Raw genomic sequence first — 19,887 nt, 5'->3', positions numbered from 1 at the left:
GGGGTGGCGAGGGGAAGCACGGAGCTGTTGCCGGCCAGCGCGGCCCCTGCCACCGGCCCGGAGGCCGTGGGCAACGCGAGCGGCGCGCCTGACGACTCCAAACGGCAGGACTTCTCCTCGAACGGATACGTGGGCAGCGACACGCGGCGGCGAGGCTCCGCGCCATGGAACTTCTCCCAGGCGACGTCCACACCGGCCGCCCAGAGGTCTCCCAGGGACTGCAACAGCCCACGGGCATCGCTCTCCGTGGGCCGGCGGCGCAGCGAAGGCGCCACGACGAGCTGCCGCTCCTTGCGCGCCCGTCCCCGCGCCAGCGACGTCAGGTCCGTCCCTGGTCCCACCTCCAGCAGGACACTGCACCCATCCGCGAAAAGCGTCTCCAGGCCCGCGGCGAAGCGCACCGGCTGCCGCATCTGCCGAGCCCAGTACGTGGGGTCAGTGGCCTCTTCCGGACGAATCCACGTGCCCGTGAGGCTGGACACATACGGTAGCGCCGGCGCCTGGAGGCGCAGCGAGGACACCGCCCGCGCCAGGTCCACCATCAGCGGCTCCACGGCGCTGGAGTGGAAGGCATGGGCCGAAGGCAACCGCACCATGCCCACGCCGCGGCTCGACAGCGTGGCCTGCAACGCCTCAATGGCTTGCACCGGGCCCGAGACGACACATCGGCCCTCGCCGTTGACAGCCGCCAGCGAAAGTCCCTCGCCGAGCAACGGAAGGACCTCCGCCTCCTCCAACCCCACCGCGAGCATCGCGCCAGCGGGCATCCGCGCCATGAGCGCGCCACGCATCACCGCGAGCCGCAGGCCGTCCTCCGGAGACAACACACCCGCCACGCAGGCCGCGGCGTACTCACCAAAGCTGTGGCCCAGCACCGCATGCGGCCGGACGCCCCAGGACATCCAGAGTCGGGCCAGTGCGTGCTCGACGATGAAGAGCGCGGGCAGCGCGACGCGAGGGTCCGCCAGCTTCTGGGCCGCGACGGCCTCATGCCCCTGCGCGGGTAACAGGAGCGCGCGCACCTCGGCGGCAAGCGAGGGCTCCAGCCGTGCCAGCGCCGCGTCCACGTCCTTCCGGAAGCCCGGCTCCACCGCGTGCAGCTCGCGGCCCATGCCCACCGCCTGCGCCCCCTGCCCCGGGAACAGGAAGGCCACGCGGCGATTCCGCCCCGCCTCCACCGCCGCGGGCTTGCGCAACCGCTCCGCCAGTTCAGCCCCATCCGCCGCCACCACCGCGCGGCGATGCTCGAAGGAACGACGGCCCACGTTCCGGGTAAAGGCCACGTCTTCCAGCGCCAGTCCCGGCGCGGACTCCACGTGCGTCGCCAGCTCGCGCGCCATCACCTCCAGGGCGGACGGCGTCCGAGCGGACAACGTCACCACGTGCAATGGACGGTGACCGCGCGCCTTCTCCGCCTCCGGGGGCGCCTCTTCCAGCACGACGTGGGCGTTGGTCCCACCGATGCCGAAGGAGCTCACACCCGCACGGCGCGGCCCATTCTCCCGCGGCCACGACTTGAGCGCGGTGTTGACGAAGAACGGGCTGCGCTCGAAGTCAATCTCCGGGTTGGCGCGCTCGAAGTGGAGGCTCGGCGGCAACTCGCCGTGCTGAAGCGACAGGACTACCTTGATGAACCCCGCCACGCCGGCCGCCGCATCCAGGTGCCCCAGGTTCGTCTTGAGCGAGCCGATGGCGCAGTAGCCCGAGCGCTCCGTCGTCTTCCGGAACGCCCGCGTCAGCGCGGCGATTTCAATGGGGTCGCCCAGCGACGTGCCCGTGCCGTGAGCCTCCACGTAGCTGATGTCGTCACCACCCAGGCCCGCATAAGCCAGCGCGTCCGCGACGACCTCCGTCTGGCCCTCGATGCTCGGCGCCGTGTAGCCGACCTTCTGTTGACCGTCGTTGTTGACGGCCGAGCCCTTGATGACCGCGTGGACGTGGTCACCGTCCCGCAGCGCGTCCGACAGCAGCTTGAGCACCACCACGCCCGCGCCGTTGCCCGCCACGGTGCCACCCGCGCGGTGGTCGAAGGCGCGGCAGTGCCCGTCCGGCGAGAAGATGAGCCCATCCTGGTGCAGGTAACCCGTGCGCTGCGGACTGGCGATTCGCACCGCGCCCGCGAGCGCGATGTCCGACTGCCGCGTCAGCAGGCTCTGACAGGCCATGTGGATGGCGACCAGGCCAGTGGAGCACGCGGTGTAGACGGCGACGCTCTCGCCCCGGAGCTGGAGCTTGAAGGACGCCTTCATCGCCAGGCTCTCCGGGCCCGCGGTGGCCAACTCCAGGCCCGCGCCCGCGTCCTTCCGCGCTTCGCTCAGCAGGTTCAGCAGGTGGCCGGACGAACCGGCGCCCGCGTAGAGCGAGATGCGACCCTTGTAACGAGAGGGGTCATACGCCGCGTCCTCGATCGCCGCCCAGGCGCACTGGAGGAACACGCGCTGCTGCGGGTCCATCCACTGCGCCTCGCGCAGCGGGATGTCGAAGAAGCCGTGATCGAAGCCGTCCGCGCCTTCGAGGATGCCCCCCGCGCGGATGAAGCGCGGGTGCCGCCAAAGGTCCTCGGGGATGAGCGGCGAGCGCTCCAGTTCGTCCTCGGAGAAGAACGAGATGGACTCCACGCCGCCTCGGACGTTGTTCCAGAAGTCACCCAGGTTGCGAGCGCCCGGGAAGCGCCCCGCCATGCCGATGACCGCGATGTCGCTGCTGGAGTCCTCACCCTGCATGTCATCAAGCTCAGCCATTGCCGTGATTCCCTCGCCGACCCTGCCGGCGGATCGCCTGACGCCGCTGCTGGGCGCGATCCACGTGGGCCTCATTGTCCTGGGTGTCTGCCGCCGTCTCGCCGTCCCGCTCCAGGGACATGACGAACGCGCGGACCGTGGGATGTTCAAAGAAGCGCGTCGCCGGAACGTCGCGCTTCAGCTCGTCGCGCAGCAATGCGCACGCCTTGACCACGGACATGGAGCTGCCGCCCAGGTCCGCGAAGAAGTGGTCCTCCACACCGACCCGCTCCACGCCGAGCACCTTCGCCCAGAGCGCCGCCACCTGACGCTCCAGCGCGGTGGTGGGCTCCACGAAGGCACTCCCTGCTGGACGCGAGACCTCCGGCTCCGGCAGCGCGCGCCGGTCCAGCTTGCCCACGGGCGTGAGCGGCAGCGCCGTCAACGGGACCAGCGCGGAAGGCACCATGAACTCGGGCAGCGACTCCGCCAGGAAGCCACGAAGGCCGTGGGGGTCCAACGTCTCCCCTGTCCGAGGCACTGCGTAGGCCACCAGCCGCTTGCCTCCCGCGCGGTCGGGCCGCGCCACCACCACCGCCTCGGCCACCGACGGGTGCAGGCGCAACGCCTCCTCCACCTCGCCTGGCTCCACCCGGTAGCCACGCACCTTCACCTGACCGTCCAACCGCTCGAGGAACTCCAGCGTGCCGTCCTCGCGGTAGCGCACGCTGTCGCCCGTCCGGTACAGCCGCCCGCCCGCCTCCGAGCCGAAGGAGTCCGGAACGAAGCGCTCCGCCGTCAGCTCCGGCCGTCCCTGATAACCCCAGGCCAGGCCGTCTCCACCGATGAGCAGCTCACCCGGTACGCCCACCGGCACGGGGCGCAACGCCGCGTCCACCACGTACACCCGCGTGTTGGCGATGGGCCGGCCAATGGGAATGGCCCCCGGCGCGACGGCGCCCTCCATCACATGGCAGCAGGTGAAGGTGGTGCCTTCGGTGGGCCCATACCCGTTGACCAGGATGCCGCCGCGCCCAAGCCGCTCCCGCACCGCTGCCGGTGGGAGCACGTCACCGCCCGCCAGGAGCTGCCGCACGCCATCCAGGGCGTCCGGCCTCGCGGCGGAGAGCGCCTCGAAGAGCGCGGCCGTGAGCCACAACGTGGTGACACCGTGACGTGCCAGCACGTCCTTGAGTGTGTCCACCGTGGGAGGCTGCGCTGGAAAGAGGACCAGCTTCGCGCCGTGCAGCAGCGCGCCCCACAGCTCGAAGGTGGCGGCGTCGAAGCAGATGGGCGCCAACTGGAGGAAGACCTCGCCCGCGCCCCAACGCGCGAATCGGGAGCCCAGCACTAGCCGAGCCACCGCGCGCTGCGGCACGCAGACGCCCTTGGGCCGCCCCGTGGAGCCCGACGTGTACATGACATACGCCAGCGACTCCGCCGGCACCGTCACGCGAGGAGAAACCGTGGACTCACACGCGATTTCATCCCAGGCCGAATCCAGGAGCACCACGTCCGCACTGCCCGAAGGCAGCAAAGCCACAACCGCTTGCTGCGCCAGCACCACGGGCAGGCGCGTGTCCTCCACCATGAAGGCCAGGCGCTCGCGGGGGTACGTGGGGTCCAACGGCACGTAGGCGCCACCGGCTTTGAGGATGCCGAGCATCCCCACCACCAGGTCGAGCGAACGTTGCACGCACAGCCCCACCGGTGTTCCCGGTCCCACGCCACGCTTGCGCAGGTACCACGCAAGCTGGTTCGCCCGCCGGTCCAGCTCCGCGTAGGTGAGCCGAGCCTCCTCGCACACCACTGCGACTGCCTCCGGCGAGCGCGCCGCCTGCGCCGCGAAGAGCTCCGCGAGGCACGCCTCTCGGGGGTACTCCACCGCGGTGTCGTTCCACGACACGAGCAGGCGCTGACGATCCGCTGTGTCCATCATCGGCAGCTCGCCCAGGCGTTGGCCCGCATCCGCCACCGCGCTCTCCAGCAACACCCGGAGCCCCTTCATCAGCCGCGCGGCCGTCTCCTGCGTGAAGAGGTCCGCGTCGAACTCCAAGGTTCCGGTGAACCCTTCTGCCGCGTCCGTCAGGGACAACGTGAGGTCGAACTTCGCTGTCCCCGAGGCCAGCTCCACTGGGCGCAGGGCCAGCCTTTCCGGCGCGACGTCCTGGTGCGAGGCTTCGTGGAGCGCGAGCACCACCTGCACCAGGGGCGCGTGGCTCAAGCTCCGAGGTGGTTGCAGCGCCTCCACCAGCTTCTCGAACGGAACGTCCTGGTGGGCGTACGCGTCCAACGTCGTCTCCCGCACCTGCCGCAGGAGTTCACGGAAGGAGCTCGAGCGCGGCAGACGCGCGCGGAGCACCAGCGTGTTGACGAAGAAGCCAATCAGGTTCTCCAGCCCAGGCTGCTGCCGGCCCGCGATGGGCGTTCCCACACACACGTCCTCCTGGTCCGACACCCGCGACAGCAAGAGCTGGAAGGCCGCCAGCAGGCCCATGAAGGGCGTGACGCCTTCGCGAATGCAGAGCGCACGGAACGCCTCCGACAGCTCGGCGGGGAAACGCACCGCCAGCGTGTCACCCCGGAAGCGCTGCAAGCTCGGCCGGGGGAAGTCCTTGGGGAGCTCCAGGACGGGCGGCGCTCCGGCGAGCTGCCTTCTCCAGTATCCGACCTGCGCCGCGAGTGCCTCTCCCTGCAACCACTGGCGCTGCCACACCGCATGGTCCGCTGGCTGGATGGTGGGCACTGGCAGCGAGGAAGGCCGGCCCTGCAGCTCCGCGGCGTAGAGCGCCGAAAGTTCCCGCACGGCGACGCCCAGCGACCACCCGTCCGAGACAATGTGGTGCAGCGTGAGGACCAGCAGGTGCGAATCATCAGCCTTGCGAATCAGCAATGCCCGGCACAGTGGTCCATTCACCAGATCGAACGGGCGGCGAGCCTCCTCCAACGCGGCGAGCACGGCCTGTGCTTCACGCGTCTCCTCCGGAAGCCCCCCAAGGTCGACCACGAGAAGCGCTACGTTGCCGCTCGGATGGATGACTTGGACAGGCTCTCCCGCGTTGCTAGAGAAGGTGGTCCTCAGGGCTTCGTGACGGAGGAACAGCCCCGCCAGCGCCCGCTCCAAGGCCGGCACGTCCAGCGGCCCGGAGAGCCATGCGGCCCAGGGGACGTTGTAGAGGGCCGTGCCCGGCTGGAGCTGCTCCAGCAACCACAAGCGCTCCTGCATCGCGGACAGTGGCAAGGGGTTGTCCCTGGACACTGGGACGATGGGCGGCGGGCGCGCCGCGCCAGATGGCTGCCGGGCCTCGCGGATGCGCCCGGCCAGCCTCGCCACGGTCGGGTTGTCGAAGAGCTCCCGCAGCGACAAGGCGACGCCAAAGGTGGCGTGAATCCGCGTGACGACCCGAGTGGCCAGCAGGGAGTGACCACCCAAATCAAAGAAGCTGTCGGACGCTCCAACCCGGGAGACGCCGAGCAGCTCACCAAAGAGTCGCGCGAGCAATTCCTCCTCGGGGCCTCTCGGTGCGATGACCTCCAATTCGACGGTGGGCGCGGGCAGTGCACGCCGGTCCACCTTGCCGTTGGGCGTCAGGGGCAGACGCTCCAGCACCATGAAGGCGGCAGGCATCATGTACGCCGGCAAGTGCGCGGCGAGGAAGGTCCGCAGGAGCGAAGGCTCGGGAGTCGCGGCGGCCTCCGCGGTCGGTACGACGTAGGCCACCAGGCGCCGCGAGCCCCCTGCTTCATCCTCTCGCGCCAACACCACGGCTTGCCGGACGTCCGGGTGACGCAGCAGCGCGGCCTCGACCTCGCCCGGCTCCACGCGGAAGCCTCGCACCTTCACCTGCGCGTCCACGCGGCCCTCGAAGGTCACCGCCCCATCCGCCAACAGACGGACCCGATCACCTGTCCGGTAGAGCCGCGTCCCCGGGCGCTCGCTGAACGGGTTCGGAACGAAGCGCTCCGCCGTCAGCGCGGGTTGTCCCAGATAGCCCCAGGCGAGTCCGTCGCCACCAAGCCACAGCTCCCCCACGCCTCCTGGCGGCACCGGCGCCATGTCCTCGTCGAGCACGTACTGAACCGTGTTCGCCAGCGGCTTCCCGATGGGAATCGATACGGCTCCCTCGGGCACGTCCGTCACGAGGTGCCACGTGGAGAAGGTGGTGTTCTCCGTGGGGCCATAGACGTGCAGCAGCCGCTCGGGAGCACCTTCACGAAGGACACGGCGGACCGGCCTCGGGTCCACGGCCTCTCCTCCGAAGTGGAGCTGTCTCAACCCGCTGAAGGCGTCCGGCACTTCCGCGGCCACCTGGTTGAACCAAGCCGTCGTGAGGAAGAGGACGCGAATGCCCTCCTCCCGCAGCCAGGACGCGAAGGCACTCGGGGAGAGCGCTGTCTCCCGCTCCACGCCAACCACTCGGGCACCGTTGAGGAGCGCACCCCAGATTTCGAACGTGGCCGCGTCGAACGAAGCATTGGATGCCTGCGCCACGCGATCCTCGGGCACCACGCGGATGAAGTCCGTCTCAACCACCAGCCGGACCACGGCCTGATGGGAAACGCAGACGCCCTTGGGAGTCCCCGTGGAGCCGGAGGTGTAGATGACGTAGGCGGCATCCACTGCGCCGACTTCGGCTCCAAGCGCCGCCGTTTCAGCGACGTCCACTTGTGCCGAGACCTCCTCCACCGTGAGGACACTCACGCTCTCCGAAGGCACCGCACCCCGCAGCCGCTCCTGCGTCAGCAGTACGGGTGCCCCCGCATCCGCGATCATCCATGCGAGCCGCTCGCGCGGGTACGCCGGGTCCAGAGGCACGTAGGCCGCCCCCGCCTTGAGGATGCCCAGCATCCCAACGACCAGCTCGGCGGAGCGCTCCACGCAGAGGCCCACGTGAGTCCCACGTCGGACTCCCAAGGCGCCCAGCCGGCGCGCCACCTGGTTCGCCCGCGCGTTCAGCTCGGCGTACGTCAGCGACGTGCCGCCATACCGCACCGCCACGGTCTCTGGCGTCCGCGCGGCCTGGGACTCGAACAGCGAATGCACCGTGGCTTCGCGGGGGTACGGGGTCGCGGTGGCGTTCCAATCCACCAGCATGCGGCGCCGCTCGGCCTCCGACAGCAGGGACACGTCGCCCAGCCGCTGCTCAGGACGACTCCACATCGCCTGAAGCAGCCCGCGCCAGTGCGTCAGCAACTGCTCGGCGGCGACCTTTGAGATTCGCTCCTGTCGGTACAGCAGCTTCAGCCGCATGGAGCGGCCCGGAACCACCACGGCAGTCAGCGGATAGTGCGTGCGTTCGAAGGCCGCGAAGTCCCGCAGCTCCAACCCGGCCGCACCGCGCGCGAGCGCCGCATCCACCGGGTAGTTCTCGAACACGAGGAGACTCTCGAAGAGCGGCGTGCCTCGGGGAATGTCACTCCACCCCTGAAGCTGGGTGAGCGGGACGTGCTCCCGTTGTCCCAGCTCCACCAGCAGGGACTGAAGCTCGCTCAGCCAGGGCAGCAACTCGGCGCCATGCTGGATACGCGCGCGAACCGGGAGCGAGTGGATGAACAACCCGACGGCTTCCTCGATGCCCGATAGCTCCGGCGGACGGCCCGCGAGCGTCGTCCCGAACATGACGTCCTGCCCGCCCCCATAGCGAGACAACAGCAACGCCCACGCACCGTGGACCAGGGTGCTCGGCGTGAGCCCATGGCGGCGTGCGAACTCCTGGAGCGCAGCGGTATCGGCCTCGTCCAAATCCAGCGCGTGCTCACCCGTGTCATGCGCAGCGGTGGAGCCTCCTTCCGCAGGCAATGGCGTCGGCGCTTCGATGCCCTCAAGTTGCTCCCGCCAGAAGGCTTCGTCCTGCTCAGGTCGGCGGCGCCCCAGCCATTCGACGTAGGCGCGGAAATCCATCGCGGCGGGCGGGCGCCAATCTGTCCCCGCGGCAATCGCCGCGTAAGCATCGAGCACCTCGCCAAGGACGCGCGCCAGACTCCACCCATCCAGCAGCAGGTGATGGAAGCTCCAGACGAACCGCCAGGCATGGTCCTCCAGTCGAATCAGCGCCAGCCGCATCAGCGGCGCCTGCGACAGGACAAAGCCCTGCGCCCGGTCCTCACGCAGGAACGCGGCCAGTGACTGGGATTGTTCCTCCGAGGAGCGCCCGCGCCAGTCGAGCTCAGTCCACACGGGGGTCGCGCGTGCATGGACCACCTGGACAGGGGCCTCCAACCCCTCCCAGAGGAACGAGGTGCGCAGTGAGGAATGTCGTTCGGACACCGCCTCCCATGCCCGCCGGAGTGCTCCGGCGTTCAGCGGACCGGCGAGCGTCCAGCTTCGCTGCTCAAAGTACGCGCCGGTGCCGGGCTCCAGCAGCACCTGGAACAACAACCCATGCTGGAGGGGTGAGAGCGCATGACGCTCCTCCGTCGCGCTCGCGAGTTCCACCAACGTTTCGACACAGTGACGCGCCAGGGCTTCGATGCGCGCGCGCGAATGCAGCGCCTCGCTGTAATGCCAGGCCAACTCCAGGCGTCCGCCCACGACGCGAGCCACCACCTCCAACACATGGCTCCGGAGCCCACGCGTCCCCTGCGAGGCCCCCGTGGATTCGGGCGCCAGCGTGAACAGCGCCGAGTCCCGGGCACCCGAGTCGAGCTGCCCCAAATAGTTGAAGAGGACCTCAGACGAAGCGCCGGCCTCATGACGGAGGTAGCGCAGCAGGCCATATCCAACGCCTCTGCCCTTCCGATGCTCGCGTGCCGCGCGAACCGACGCGAGCACGGAAGCGGCCGCCAACCCCTCCGGCAACTCCAGACGCACGGGGAACAACGCGGTGAACCACCCTACCGTGCGGGAGAGGTCCACGTCGTCGAACAGCTCGTCGCGCCCGTGGCCCTCCAGGTCGATGCGCAGTCGGCGCTCGCCACTCCATCGGGCCAGCGCGCTCGCAACACCCGTGAGGAGCACGTCTTCAAGGCCCGGCTGTGACATCGCCGCCGATGCACGAAGCAGCGAGTGCGTCACGTCGGCATCCAGCGCCACTGTGACGACGCGCTCCGAGCCCTGCGAGTTCACCCCACCCGGTGCATCCCGAGGAAGCGCGGCCACATCCACGCTCAGCACGTCCCGCCAGTAGGCCCCCTCCTCCGCGAGCACTCCCGAGGCGGCATGCGCCTCCAGCCGTCGTGCCCAGGCCTGGAACGACGTCGTCTTCGCGGGAAGCGCCACGAGCTCGCCACGGGCAAGCTGCCCAAGCGCCGTCTCCAGGTCCTCCAACAACACGCGCCAGGAGACACCGTCCGCCGCGAGGTGGTGGATGACCAGCAGCAACCGCCCTGTCCGATTTGGCCCCGGGTCGAACAACACCGCGCGCAGGAGGCACCCCGCGTTCAGGTCCAAACCCGCCTGCTCCTCCGTGGCGGTGCGCTCCATCGCCACGGCTCGCGCGGTTGCATCCAACCCGGACAGGTCCACGAGACGCAGTGGCACGTCGCCCCCTGGCTCCGCGCACGACTGCGCCCACCCCGCCTCATTCCGCGACAGCCGCAGTCGCAGCGCATCGTGATGGTCCACGAGCGCCCGCAATGCACGCGCCAGCACGTCCGACTCCAGGCGCTCACGGGGCTCCAGCATCAACGCTTGGTTGAAGTGATGCGCTTCGGGAAGCTCGCGCTCGACGAACCACCGCTGGATGGGCGTTAGCGGCACGGGCCCTACAACCGGGCCCTGGTCTCCCACGCGACGACGGCTCGTCGCCACCTGGGCCAGCCCTGCCACCGTCGGATACTGGAAAAGCTGGCGCGCGGTGAGGTGGATGCCCACCTGCCGCGCCCGCGCAATTACCTGAAGCGCGAGGATGGAGTCACCGCCCAGCTCGAAGAAGCGGTCCTCGGCGCCTACCCGCTCGACGCCCAGAACGCCCGCCCAGATGTGCGCGAGCTCGAGTTCCAGCGCGTTACGCGGCTCGACGTGGGACGCACCACACCCGTGCACTCCCCGCACCGGTGCGGGGAGGCCACGACGGTCGAGCTTCCCACTGGGCGACAGCGGGAGCGCGTCCAGCGTGACGAAGGCCGACGGCACCATGTGCTCGGGCAGTCGCTCACCGAGGAAGGCCCGAAGCTCCGATGCCACGTCCCCCGAAGACGCGACCACGTACGCCACGAGGCGCCGGTCTCCCGGGACGTCCTCTCGAATCGCCACCGCCGCCGCACGCACTCCGGGGTGCAGGGACAGCACGGCTTCAATCTCTCCCAGCTCGATGCGGAAGCCCCGTACCTTCACCTGGTCATCCAGGCGGCCCAGGTACTCGATGGCGCCATTCGCCAGGAAGCGGGCCTGATCGCCCGTCCGGTACATCCGCGCCCCCGGCTGCGCCGCGAAGGGGTCCGGGAGGAATCGCTCAGCGGTCAGGTCCGGCCGCTGCCAGTAGCCGCGCGCCAGCGGTGCCCCCCCGATGTACAGCTCACCCGGCACACCCGTCGGCACGGGACGCAGCCGCGCATCCAGCACGTACATCTGCGCGTTGGTGATGGGACGCCCGATGGGCACGACATGCCCACGGTCCTCACGTGAGCAGGCCCACGCCGTCACGTCCACCGCGGCCTCCGTCGGGCCGTAGAGGTTGTGAAGCTCGGCGAGCAGGCATGAGAAGTAGCGGTCCCTCAGCTCGGGAGGCAGCGCCTCGCCACTGCAGAACACCCTTCTCAGGCTGGCGCAGGACACCGCCAGCTCCGTCTCCTCCAGGAAGGGCCGGAGCATGGACGGCACGAAGTGCAACGTGGTGATGTGCTCGCGAGCGATGGTGTCCGTCAGGTACGCGGGCTCCCGGTGCCCGCCAGGCCGCGCCATCACCAACCGCGCGCCCGCCAGCAGCGGCCAGAAGAACTCCCACACGGAGACGTCGAAGCTGAACGGCGTCTTCTGGAGGACGCGGTCGCTCGCATCCAGCCCATAGGTCTCCTGCATCCACAGGAGCCGGTTGCAGATGGCGGCATGCGTGTTCATCGCCCCCTTGGGCCGGCCCGTGGAGCCCGAGGTGTAGAGGACGTACGCCAGCCCGCTCCCTTCCACAGTCACATCGAGACGCTCCTCGCGCTCGCGCGCCACCGCGTCCCACTCCGAGTCCAGACACACCACGGTGGCGTCGCCCCGAGGCAGGCGTTCCGACAACCGAGCCTGCGTCAGCAGCACCGGCGCCGCGGCATCCGCGAGCATGTACTCCAGTCGCTCGCGGGGGTACTCCGGGTCGAGCGGCACGTAGGCGCCCCCCGCCTTGAGCACGCCGAGGAGCCCCACCACCATCTCCAGCGAACGCTCCACGCACAGCGCAACCCGCGTGTCCGGCCCCACGCCTCGGGCCCGCAGGTAGCGCGCGAGCTGATTCGCGCGCCGGTCCAGCTCCCGATACGTGAGGGTGTCGCTCTCGAAGCTCAGCGCCACGACATCCGGTGTGCGGTCCACCTGCGCTTCGATGAGCCGATGCAGGACGCTCACTCCCGGCCGAGGGCGGTCCGTGTCATTCCACGCCACCAGGACCCGGTGCCGCTCCGCCGAGGTCATCAGGGGAAGCGCGTGCACCTGCTGTCCTGGCTCACGGACGCCCGCCTCCAACAGGACGCGCAGGTGCTCCAGCAGGCGCGTTGCGGTCTCCGGCTCGAACAGGTCGGTGCTCAACTCCAGGTTCGCGGAGAAGCCGTCCGCCGTGTCAGTGATGATAAGTCGCAGGTCGAACTTCGCCGTGAGACTCGGCTGCGGCTGGACGTTCAGCCGCAGCCCCGGAATCACCAACTCTGGCAGCGGGTCCTCCTGCATCACGAGCATGGCCTGGAACAGCGGGCTGCGGCCCAAGTCGCGCTCGGGCTGGAGCGCCTTCACCAGTTCCTCGAAGGGTGCGTCCTGGTGCGCGAAGGCCCCCAGCACGGTCTCCCGCGCGCGGCCAATCAACTCCCGGAAGGACGGCGCGCCCGCCAGCGACATGCGCAGGACCAGCGTGTTGACGAAGCAGCCAATGAGCCCTTCCAGCTCGGTCCGATCACGACCCTCCACCGGCGTTCCCACGCACAGGTCATCCTGCCCGCCATGACGGGACAGCAGCGCGGAGAAGCCCGCCAGCAGCACCATGAAGGGCGTGGCGCCCTCGCGCTGGGCCAACGTTTTCAGCGCACGCGACAACTCCGAGCCCAGGAGCACGCTTCGGCTCACGCCACGACTGCTGCGGACGGCCGGTCGAGGCCGGTCCGTGGGCAGGTCCAGCGTCCGAGGTGCCCCTCCCAACCGGGTCCGCCAGTACGCGAGTTGCGCCTCCAACGCCTCGCCGCGAAGCCAGTCGCGTTGCCACGCCGCGTAGTCCACATACTGGAGCGGCAGCGGCAACAACGGCGAAACCTTCCCCTGGGAGAAGGCCCGATAGAGTGCCGCCACCTCGAGCACGAGCACGCCCATGGACGCGCCATCCGTCACCAGGTGGTGCAGCACCAACAAGAGCACGTGCTCCCGCGCGCTCAATTGGAGCAGCGTGGCTCGAAGCGGCGGTCCCGCGCCGAGGTCGAATGCCCGCAGCGACGCCTCCGCCAATCGCAACGACAGGGCCTCCGCCTGAGCAGCCCCCGACAGCGAGGTCAGGTCCACCCGGTCCGGCGCAAGCCGGGCCTCGGGATGGATGCGCCAGGAAGGCGTGCCGCCTTCATCGTGGAAGGTGGCGCGGAGGACTTCGTGCCGCCGGACCACCTCTCTCAGAGCGCGCTCCAGCAACGCCACATCGAGCGCCCCCTCCACACGAACAGCCACCGCATCGTTGTACGCGGCGCCGCCGGGCTCGAGCTGCTCCAGGAACCAGAGCCGTTGCTGCGCGAAGGACAGCGGCAGCGCCCCTTCGTGAGACCGGGCCACCAACGGAGGCACCCCGGACGCCCCCAGGAGGCGAGCATCGATGCGCGCCCCCAAGGCCGCAGGAGAGGACGACTCGAACAGCTCACGCAGGGGCAGGTCCACCCCGAACGCCTCACGAATCCGGGAGGCGGCGCGCGTGGCCAGCAGCGAGTGCCCGCCCAGCGCGAAGAAGTCGTCCTCCGCGCCAACCCGCTCCACGCCCAGCAACGAGGCCCACAGCTCGGCCAAGCGGCGTTCAGTGTCCGTTCGAGGCGCCACGTACTCCCGAGCGACGTCACGTACGCCCTCCGGCGCGGGCAACGCCTTCCGGTCCACCTTCCCGTTGGGCGTCAACGGGAGCGCATCGAGTGGCACGAACGCCGAAGGCACCATGTGCTCCGGCAGGGAGCGCCGGGAGAAAGCCAGCAGCGCCTCCACCGAAAGCGCCGTACCTGGCCGAGCGACGACGTACGCGACCAGGCGCGCGCCTCCAGCAGACTCCTCCCGCGCCACGACCACGGCCTGCGCCACGTCGGAGTGCCGCGCCAGCACGGACTCGATTTCGCCAGGCTCCACCCGGAAGCCACGGACCTTGAGCTGGTGGTCCACCCGGCCCAGGAACTCCACCGTCCCATCCGCTCGCCACCGAGCCCGGTCGCCCGTTCGATACATCCGGGCACCAGCGTTGGAGGACGCCGGGTCCGGGAGGAATCGCTCGGCGGTCAGGTCCGGCCGCGCGTGATAGCCCCGAGCGACACCCATGCCACCGATGTAGAGCTCACCGGGCACACCCACGGGCAACGGCCGCAGCTCCGCATCCAGCACGTACAGCGACGTGTTGGTGATGGGCGTACCAATGGGCACTGGCCCCGGCGAACCATCCACGGCGTGCGACGAGGACCAGATGGTGGTCTCCGTGGGGCCGTACATGTTGAGCAGCGCTCCCCCCACGGTGTCCCGCAACCGTGCCGCCAATTCCGCGGACAGCGCCTCACCGCCGACGAGCAGGCGCTCCAGCCCCGCGAGCGCCCCGGCCGCACCGGGCTCCAAGATCAGCGCCTGGGCCAGGGAGGGCGTGCATTGCAGATGCGTGACGCCGTGCCGGCGAAGCTGCGCGGGCACGGTGATTTCCTCCTGCGACTGAAGCCGGAAGTCCCGCTCGCAGCGCTGCCGCACGGCATCCAGCGCCGGAAGGCTGGCGAGCACGGCATCCGTGTCCACGCCGAAGTCGATGAGGCACGCGACCTCATCCACGCCCAGCGCCTCGATGCGCGCCACCTGCTCCCGGCAGGTGCGCGGCGTCCCGAAGAGCCCCGCCCCTTCGAAGAAGCGCCCGAAAGCCCGTCCCACGAGCGCGTCCAGGTCCTCTGGACGCACCGATGCGGGATCCAGGTCCACGCCCAGCGTCCGGCCCAACCCGCGCATCAGGTCCGCGGAGTTGCTCAGGTAGCGCCGCAGCGGCGCTTCGACCGTCTCGCGCACGCGTTCCACGTCGTGCCCCACGAACGTGTGGAGCATCAGCGTCACATGGCCCTCGCCCTCGTGGCCCGCCTCGCGCCAGGCTTCGCGGTAGAGCGCGATGCGTGACTCCAGTTCCTCCCACCGCTGTCCCAAGAGGTGCGTCAGGACGCCCGCGCCCAGCCGGCCCGCTTCGCGGAAGGTGTCCGGATTGCCAGCGGCGGTCAGCCACACAGGGAGCTCGCGCTGCACGGGGCTCGGACGGATGCGGACATCGATGGACGTCCCCGCGCCATTGGGGAACGACAGCGACTCACCGCGCCAGAGCCGCCGCAACGTGTCCAGGTCTCGCCGTGCCAGCTCCCGGCGCTCCGCATACCGCTCTGGCGCGAGGACGAAGTCATCCGCGTGCCAGCCCGGCGCCACGGAGATGCCGACGCGGCCCTTCGACAGGTTGTCGACGAGCGACCACTCCTCGGCCACGCGCACGGGGTGGTGCAGAGGCAGCACGACGCTGCCGGCGCGGATGGCTACGCGCTCGGTGACGGCGGCGATGGCCGCGCTCGTCACGGACGGATTGGGATAGAGCCCACCAAACGCATGGAGGTGGCGCTCCGGCGTCCACACCGCCTGGAAGCCATGACGGTCCGCGAACCGCGCGCCCTCGAGCAACAGCCGGTAACGCTCCGCGCCTGGAGCCCCCTCGTCCGCCGCGAAGTAGAAGAGGCTGAAGCCCAGAGGCTTCTGGCGCGTTCGCGTCACCCGGCGCGGTGCGACCCCTAGGGCCCCCTGCTCGCCCTGCACGGCGACCTTGAAGCCGCGCGCCAGCGTCCAGAGCAACTCCAACACGGAGATGTCGAAGGAGACACTCGTCACCGCGAGCCACGTCCCCGGTTCGGTCCCCACGCGCGCGTCCATGCCCGTGAAGAAGCTGACGACATTGCGGTGTGGAATCAGCACGCCCTTGGGCTTGCCGGTGGAGCCCGAGGTGTAGAGGACATAGGCCAGGTTGTCGGGCCCCCCGGCTCCCGGTGGCGCGGCATCCGCCTCGCCAGCCACATCCAGCGGAACCACGGTCCTATCGCCGACCGGAAGCGCGCCCGCCAGATGCCGGTGGGCGAGCACCACCGAGGCGCCAGAGTCCTCCAGCATCAGCGCGAGCCGAGCATCTGGATACGACGGGTCCAGCGGCAGGTACGCACCACCCGCCTTGAAGATGCCCAGCAGGCCCACGACCAGGTCCACGGAGCGGTCGGCGAAGAGGCCCACGATGCATTCAGGGCCAACGCCCTGCTCGCGCAGCCGCCATGCCACGGCATTCGCTCGTTGGTTCAGCTCACGGTACGTGAGGACCCCGTCGCCACACACCACGGCAACGGCGTCCGGCGTGCGCAGTGCCTGCGACTCCACGAGCGCATGGATGCACGTCTCCGGGAACTCCGCCCGCGTGTCATTCCAGTCGACCAGCACCTGCCGCTGCTCTGCCTCAGGCAACAGCGGGAGCATGGCGATGCGCTGGTCAGGGTCCGCGACAATGGATTCCAGAAGCACGCCCAGCCGCGCCACCAGTCGCGCGGCGGTGCCCGCATCAAACAGGTCCGTGGCGTACTCGAGCCACCCTCCCAGTCCCTCCGGCCCTCGAGCCAGCGACAGCGTCAAATCGTAGGGCGTGGCCCCCGGGTCCACCTCCACGCGGCGAGACTCCAGGCCGGGCAGCGCCAGTCCCGCGCCGGGCTCCGGCTGGAGCACGAACAGCACCTGGAACAAGGGTGCGCGCGAGGGGTCCCTCGTGGGTTGGACGGCGTCGACCAGCCGCTCGAAAGGAACGCCCCGGTGAGCAAAGGCCGCCAGCACACCTTCCCGCGTCTGTCCCAACAGTTCGCGGAAACGTGATGAGCCAGGCACGGACGCGCGCAGGACGACCAGGTCGAGAAAGCATCCCATCAACCCTTCGAGTCCCGCCCGCTCACGCCCATTGACGGCCGTTCCGACGCAGAAGTCCGCCTGCCCCGAATGACGAGCGAGCAGCACTTCGAAAGCCGCCAGCAACGTCATGAACAACGTGGCGCCTTCGCTCCGACCCAACGCCTCCAGCCGAGCCGTCAGCGCCTCTGGGAACCGCACCGCCACGCGGCCACCGCGATAGGACGGCATGGGCGGTCGAGACCGATCCGCGGGCAACTCCAGCGCCGCGGCCCCCCCGGCCAGCCGCGCCTTCCACCAGTCGAGCGACGTGGCCAGGGCGCCGTCCGCCTCGACCTCGCGGCGCCAGCGCGCGAAGTCGGGGTACTGGAAGGCCAACGGCGGGAGCGAAGCATCACCCGCGTACAGCGCGCTCAGCTCACGGGCCAGGATGGCGAACGAGGCACCATCCGAGGCGATGTGGTGCATCACCACGACGAGCAGGTGCTCGTGCGCGTCCCATTGAAACAGCGTGGCCCGGAGCAGCGGACCGCGCTCGAGGTCGAACGGCGCCCGCGCTTCCTCGTGGGCCAGACGAATCGCGGCCTCCTCGCGGGCATCCACCGGGACGTCACGGAGGTCCACCCGGCGAAGTGATGACACCGGCACCGACGAGGTCACCTGCGACGGCGTGCCATCTTCGTCGCGGAACGTCGCCCGGAGCGCCGCGTGGCGCTGAACGATTGCAGCGAAGGCATGCTCCAGCGCCACCTCATCCAGTGCACCTGTGAGCCGTACCGCCGCCGGCAGGTGATACGCGGCGCTTCCCTGCGCCAACTGCTCGAACAGCCACAGTCGCTGCTGCGCGGAGGAGAGCGGCGCGGGCGTCTTCTCCTCGCCCCGCATCAGCTCCGCGCCAGCGGACTTCCCACGCGCCACAAACAGGGTCCGCGCGAGTTCCCCCACCGTCGGCCCTTGAAGCAGGACCTCCATGCGAAGGACCACGCCCAGGGCCTCGACGTCGTTCGCCAGCTCCACGGCGCCTAGTGAGTCCAGACCGAAGGACGTGATGGGCGCATCCGTCGCCAACGCCTCCGGACGGACGCGAAGCCGCGCGGCGATCCGCGCCAGCAGCCACGCCTCCAGTGCCTCCACGGTGAGCGGCTCGGCCGCGGTGATGTCAGGCGCGGGAGCCTCGGCCTGGGGCGCGTCTGCTTCCGACTCGCTCCAGGTCAGCAGCGCCCGAGCCGTCCCCGCGAGCCATTCGGCCCTGCAAGCACGCCGCTGAATCTTCCCGCTGGACGTCTTCGGCAGCGTACCCGGCTCGATGAGGACGAGCGTGTGGAGCTGGACCTCATGCGTCTCCGCCAGCCCCCGTCGGACGGCGCCCACCACGTCCTCGGCGGTCCACGGCTTGCGCGAATCCACCTCGTACATCACCGCGAGCCGCTCCTCACCGCCCACGTCGATGGAGAACGCCGCGCCACAACCGGGCCGCAGCGCCGAATGGCTGCGCTCCAGCGTCAGCTCCAGGTCCTGCGGATGCAGGTTGCGCCCGCGGAGGATGATGAGGTCCTTGCGCCGGCCCACGACAAACAGCTCGCCGTCCTTCAGCAGGCCCAGGTCTCCCGTCCGCAGGAACCGGGGGCCGCTGTCCGAATCCGCCAAGCGTGCCCCGAACGCCGCTTCGCTCTCCTCGGGCCGCTCCCAGTAGCCGTGGGCCACGCTGGGACCAGAGACCCAGATCTCTCCCACCCGCTCGGGCGGGCAAGCGCGACGCGTCTCCGGGTCCACGACGAGCAGCGTCTGCTCATGCAGCGTCTGGCCGCACCCCACCAGCGGGCGCGCCCCGGGGCCGTCCTCGGCCGCCAGCGCCTCGTTCCGCTCCAACGCCTGGGCGTCCCACGTCCGCGTGAGGACACCTTCGCCCTTGCGCCCACCCGAGGCGATCAGCGTGCCTTCCGCGAGCCCATAACAGGGATAGAGCGCCTCGCGCTGGAAGCCCACGGGCGCGAAGGCTTCCGAGAAGCGGGTCATGACTTCCGGACGGATGGGCTCGGCCCCACAGAAGGCCAGCTCCCAGCGACGCAGGTCCAACCCCTCACGCTCTGCGGGAGGCACCTTCCTCACGCACAGGTCGAAGGCGAAGCACGGGCCACCGCTGATGGTGCCACCGAAGCGAGACAGTGACTCCAACCAGAACCGTGGGCGGCGAAGGAACGCGAGCGGCGACATCAGCGCCACCGGGAAGCCCGCGTAGAGCGGCTGGAGGATGCCGCCAATCAGGCCCATGTCATGGTACGGCGGCAGCCAGATGACGCCCACGCTGTCCGAGCGGACCTGGAACGCGTGGGAGATCAGCCCCAGGTTGTGCAGCAGGTTCCCGTGGCTGAGCTGCACGCCCTTCGGATCCCCCGTGGAGCCGGACGTGTATTGAAGGAAGGCCAACGTGTCCCACGAAGGCTCCGGACGGCGCCACCCCGCCTCGGTCCCCTCGGGCAACGCGTCGGTGGCCACCCAGCGAAGCGCGGCGAGTTCGGGGGCGCCTTCGAAGAGCCCCTCTCCCATCTCCTGGATGAAGGAGGTAGTGAGCACGACGCTCGCGCGCGCATCCCGGATGATGGCGCGCAGCCGAGGCAAGGTCCTCTCCAGCCGCATCGGGTCCGGTGGATAGGCTGGGACGGCGACCAACCCGGCATACAAGCAGCCGAAGAAACCCGCGACGTACTCCAGGCCCGGTGGATAGAGGAGCACCGCCCGCTCGCCCGCTCGTGCCAGGGCCTGGAGTGCCGCGCCAATGCGCCGGGCTCGCAAATCCAACCCGGCGTAGCTCAGGACCGCGTCATCCCCGCCATCCTCCAGGAAGGTGAACAGCGGCCGTTCACCCAGGGACCGGGTCTGCGTTTCGAGGAGCTCCAGCAGTGTCGCGGCCGAGTGGGAGCGCAT

General features: G+C 69.9%; 2 protein-coding genes (1 of these 2 running past the window's edge). Both read right to left on the bottom strand.

Features of this window, described 5'->3' with window-relative positions:
* Positions 1–2,741, bottom strand: the 5' portion of a protein-coding gene (locus FMP39_RS05240; protein WP_141588881.1) for a non-ribosomal peptide synthetase/type I polyketide synthase. 10,405 nt of this gene lie to the left of the window's left edge; 2,741 of the gene's 13,146 nt are visible here — the first part of the coding sequence; the start codon lies at positions 2,739–2,741; its stop codon lies off the left edge, out of view.
* Positions 2,734–19,887, bottom strand: coding sequence for a non-ribosomal peptide synthase/polyketide synthase (locus FMP39_RS05235; protein ID WP_228557685.1), 17,154 nt, complete (start codon positions 19,885–19,887; stop codon positions 2,734–2,736). The genes FMP39_RS05240 and FMP39_RS05235 overlap by 8 nt, the downstream gene beginning before the upstream one ends.

This window comes from Myxococcus sp. AB056 (genome assembly GCF_006547365.1).
GTDB lineage: Bacteria > Myxococcota > Myxococcia > Myxococcales > Myxococcaceae > Myxococcus > Myxococcus virescens.
The sequence above is the reverse complement of the archived record's forward strand: the minus strand, read 5'-3'. Positions and strand labels throughout refer to the sequence as shown.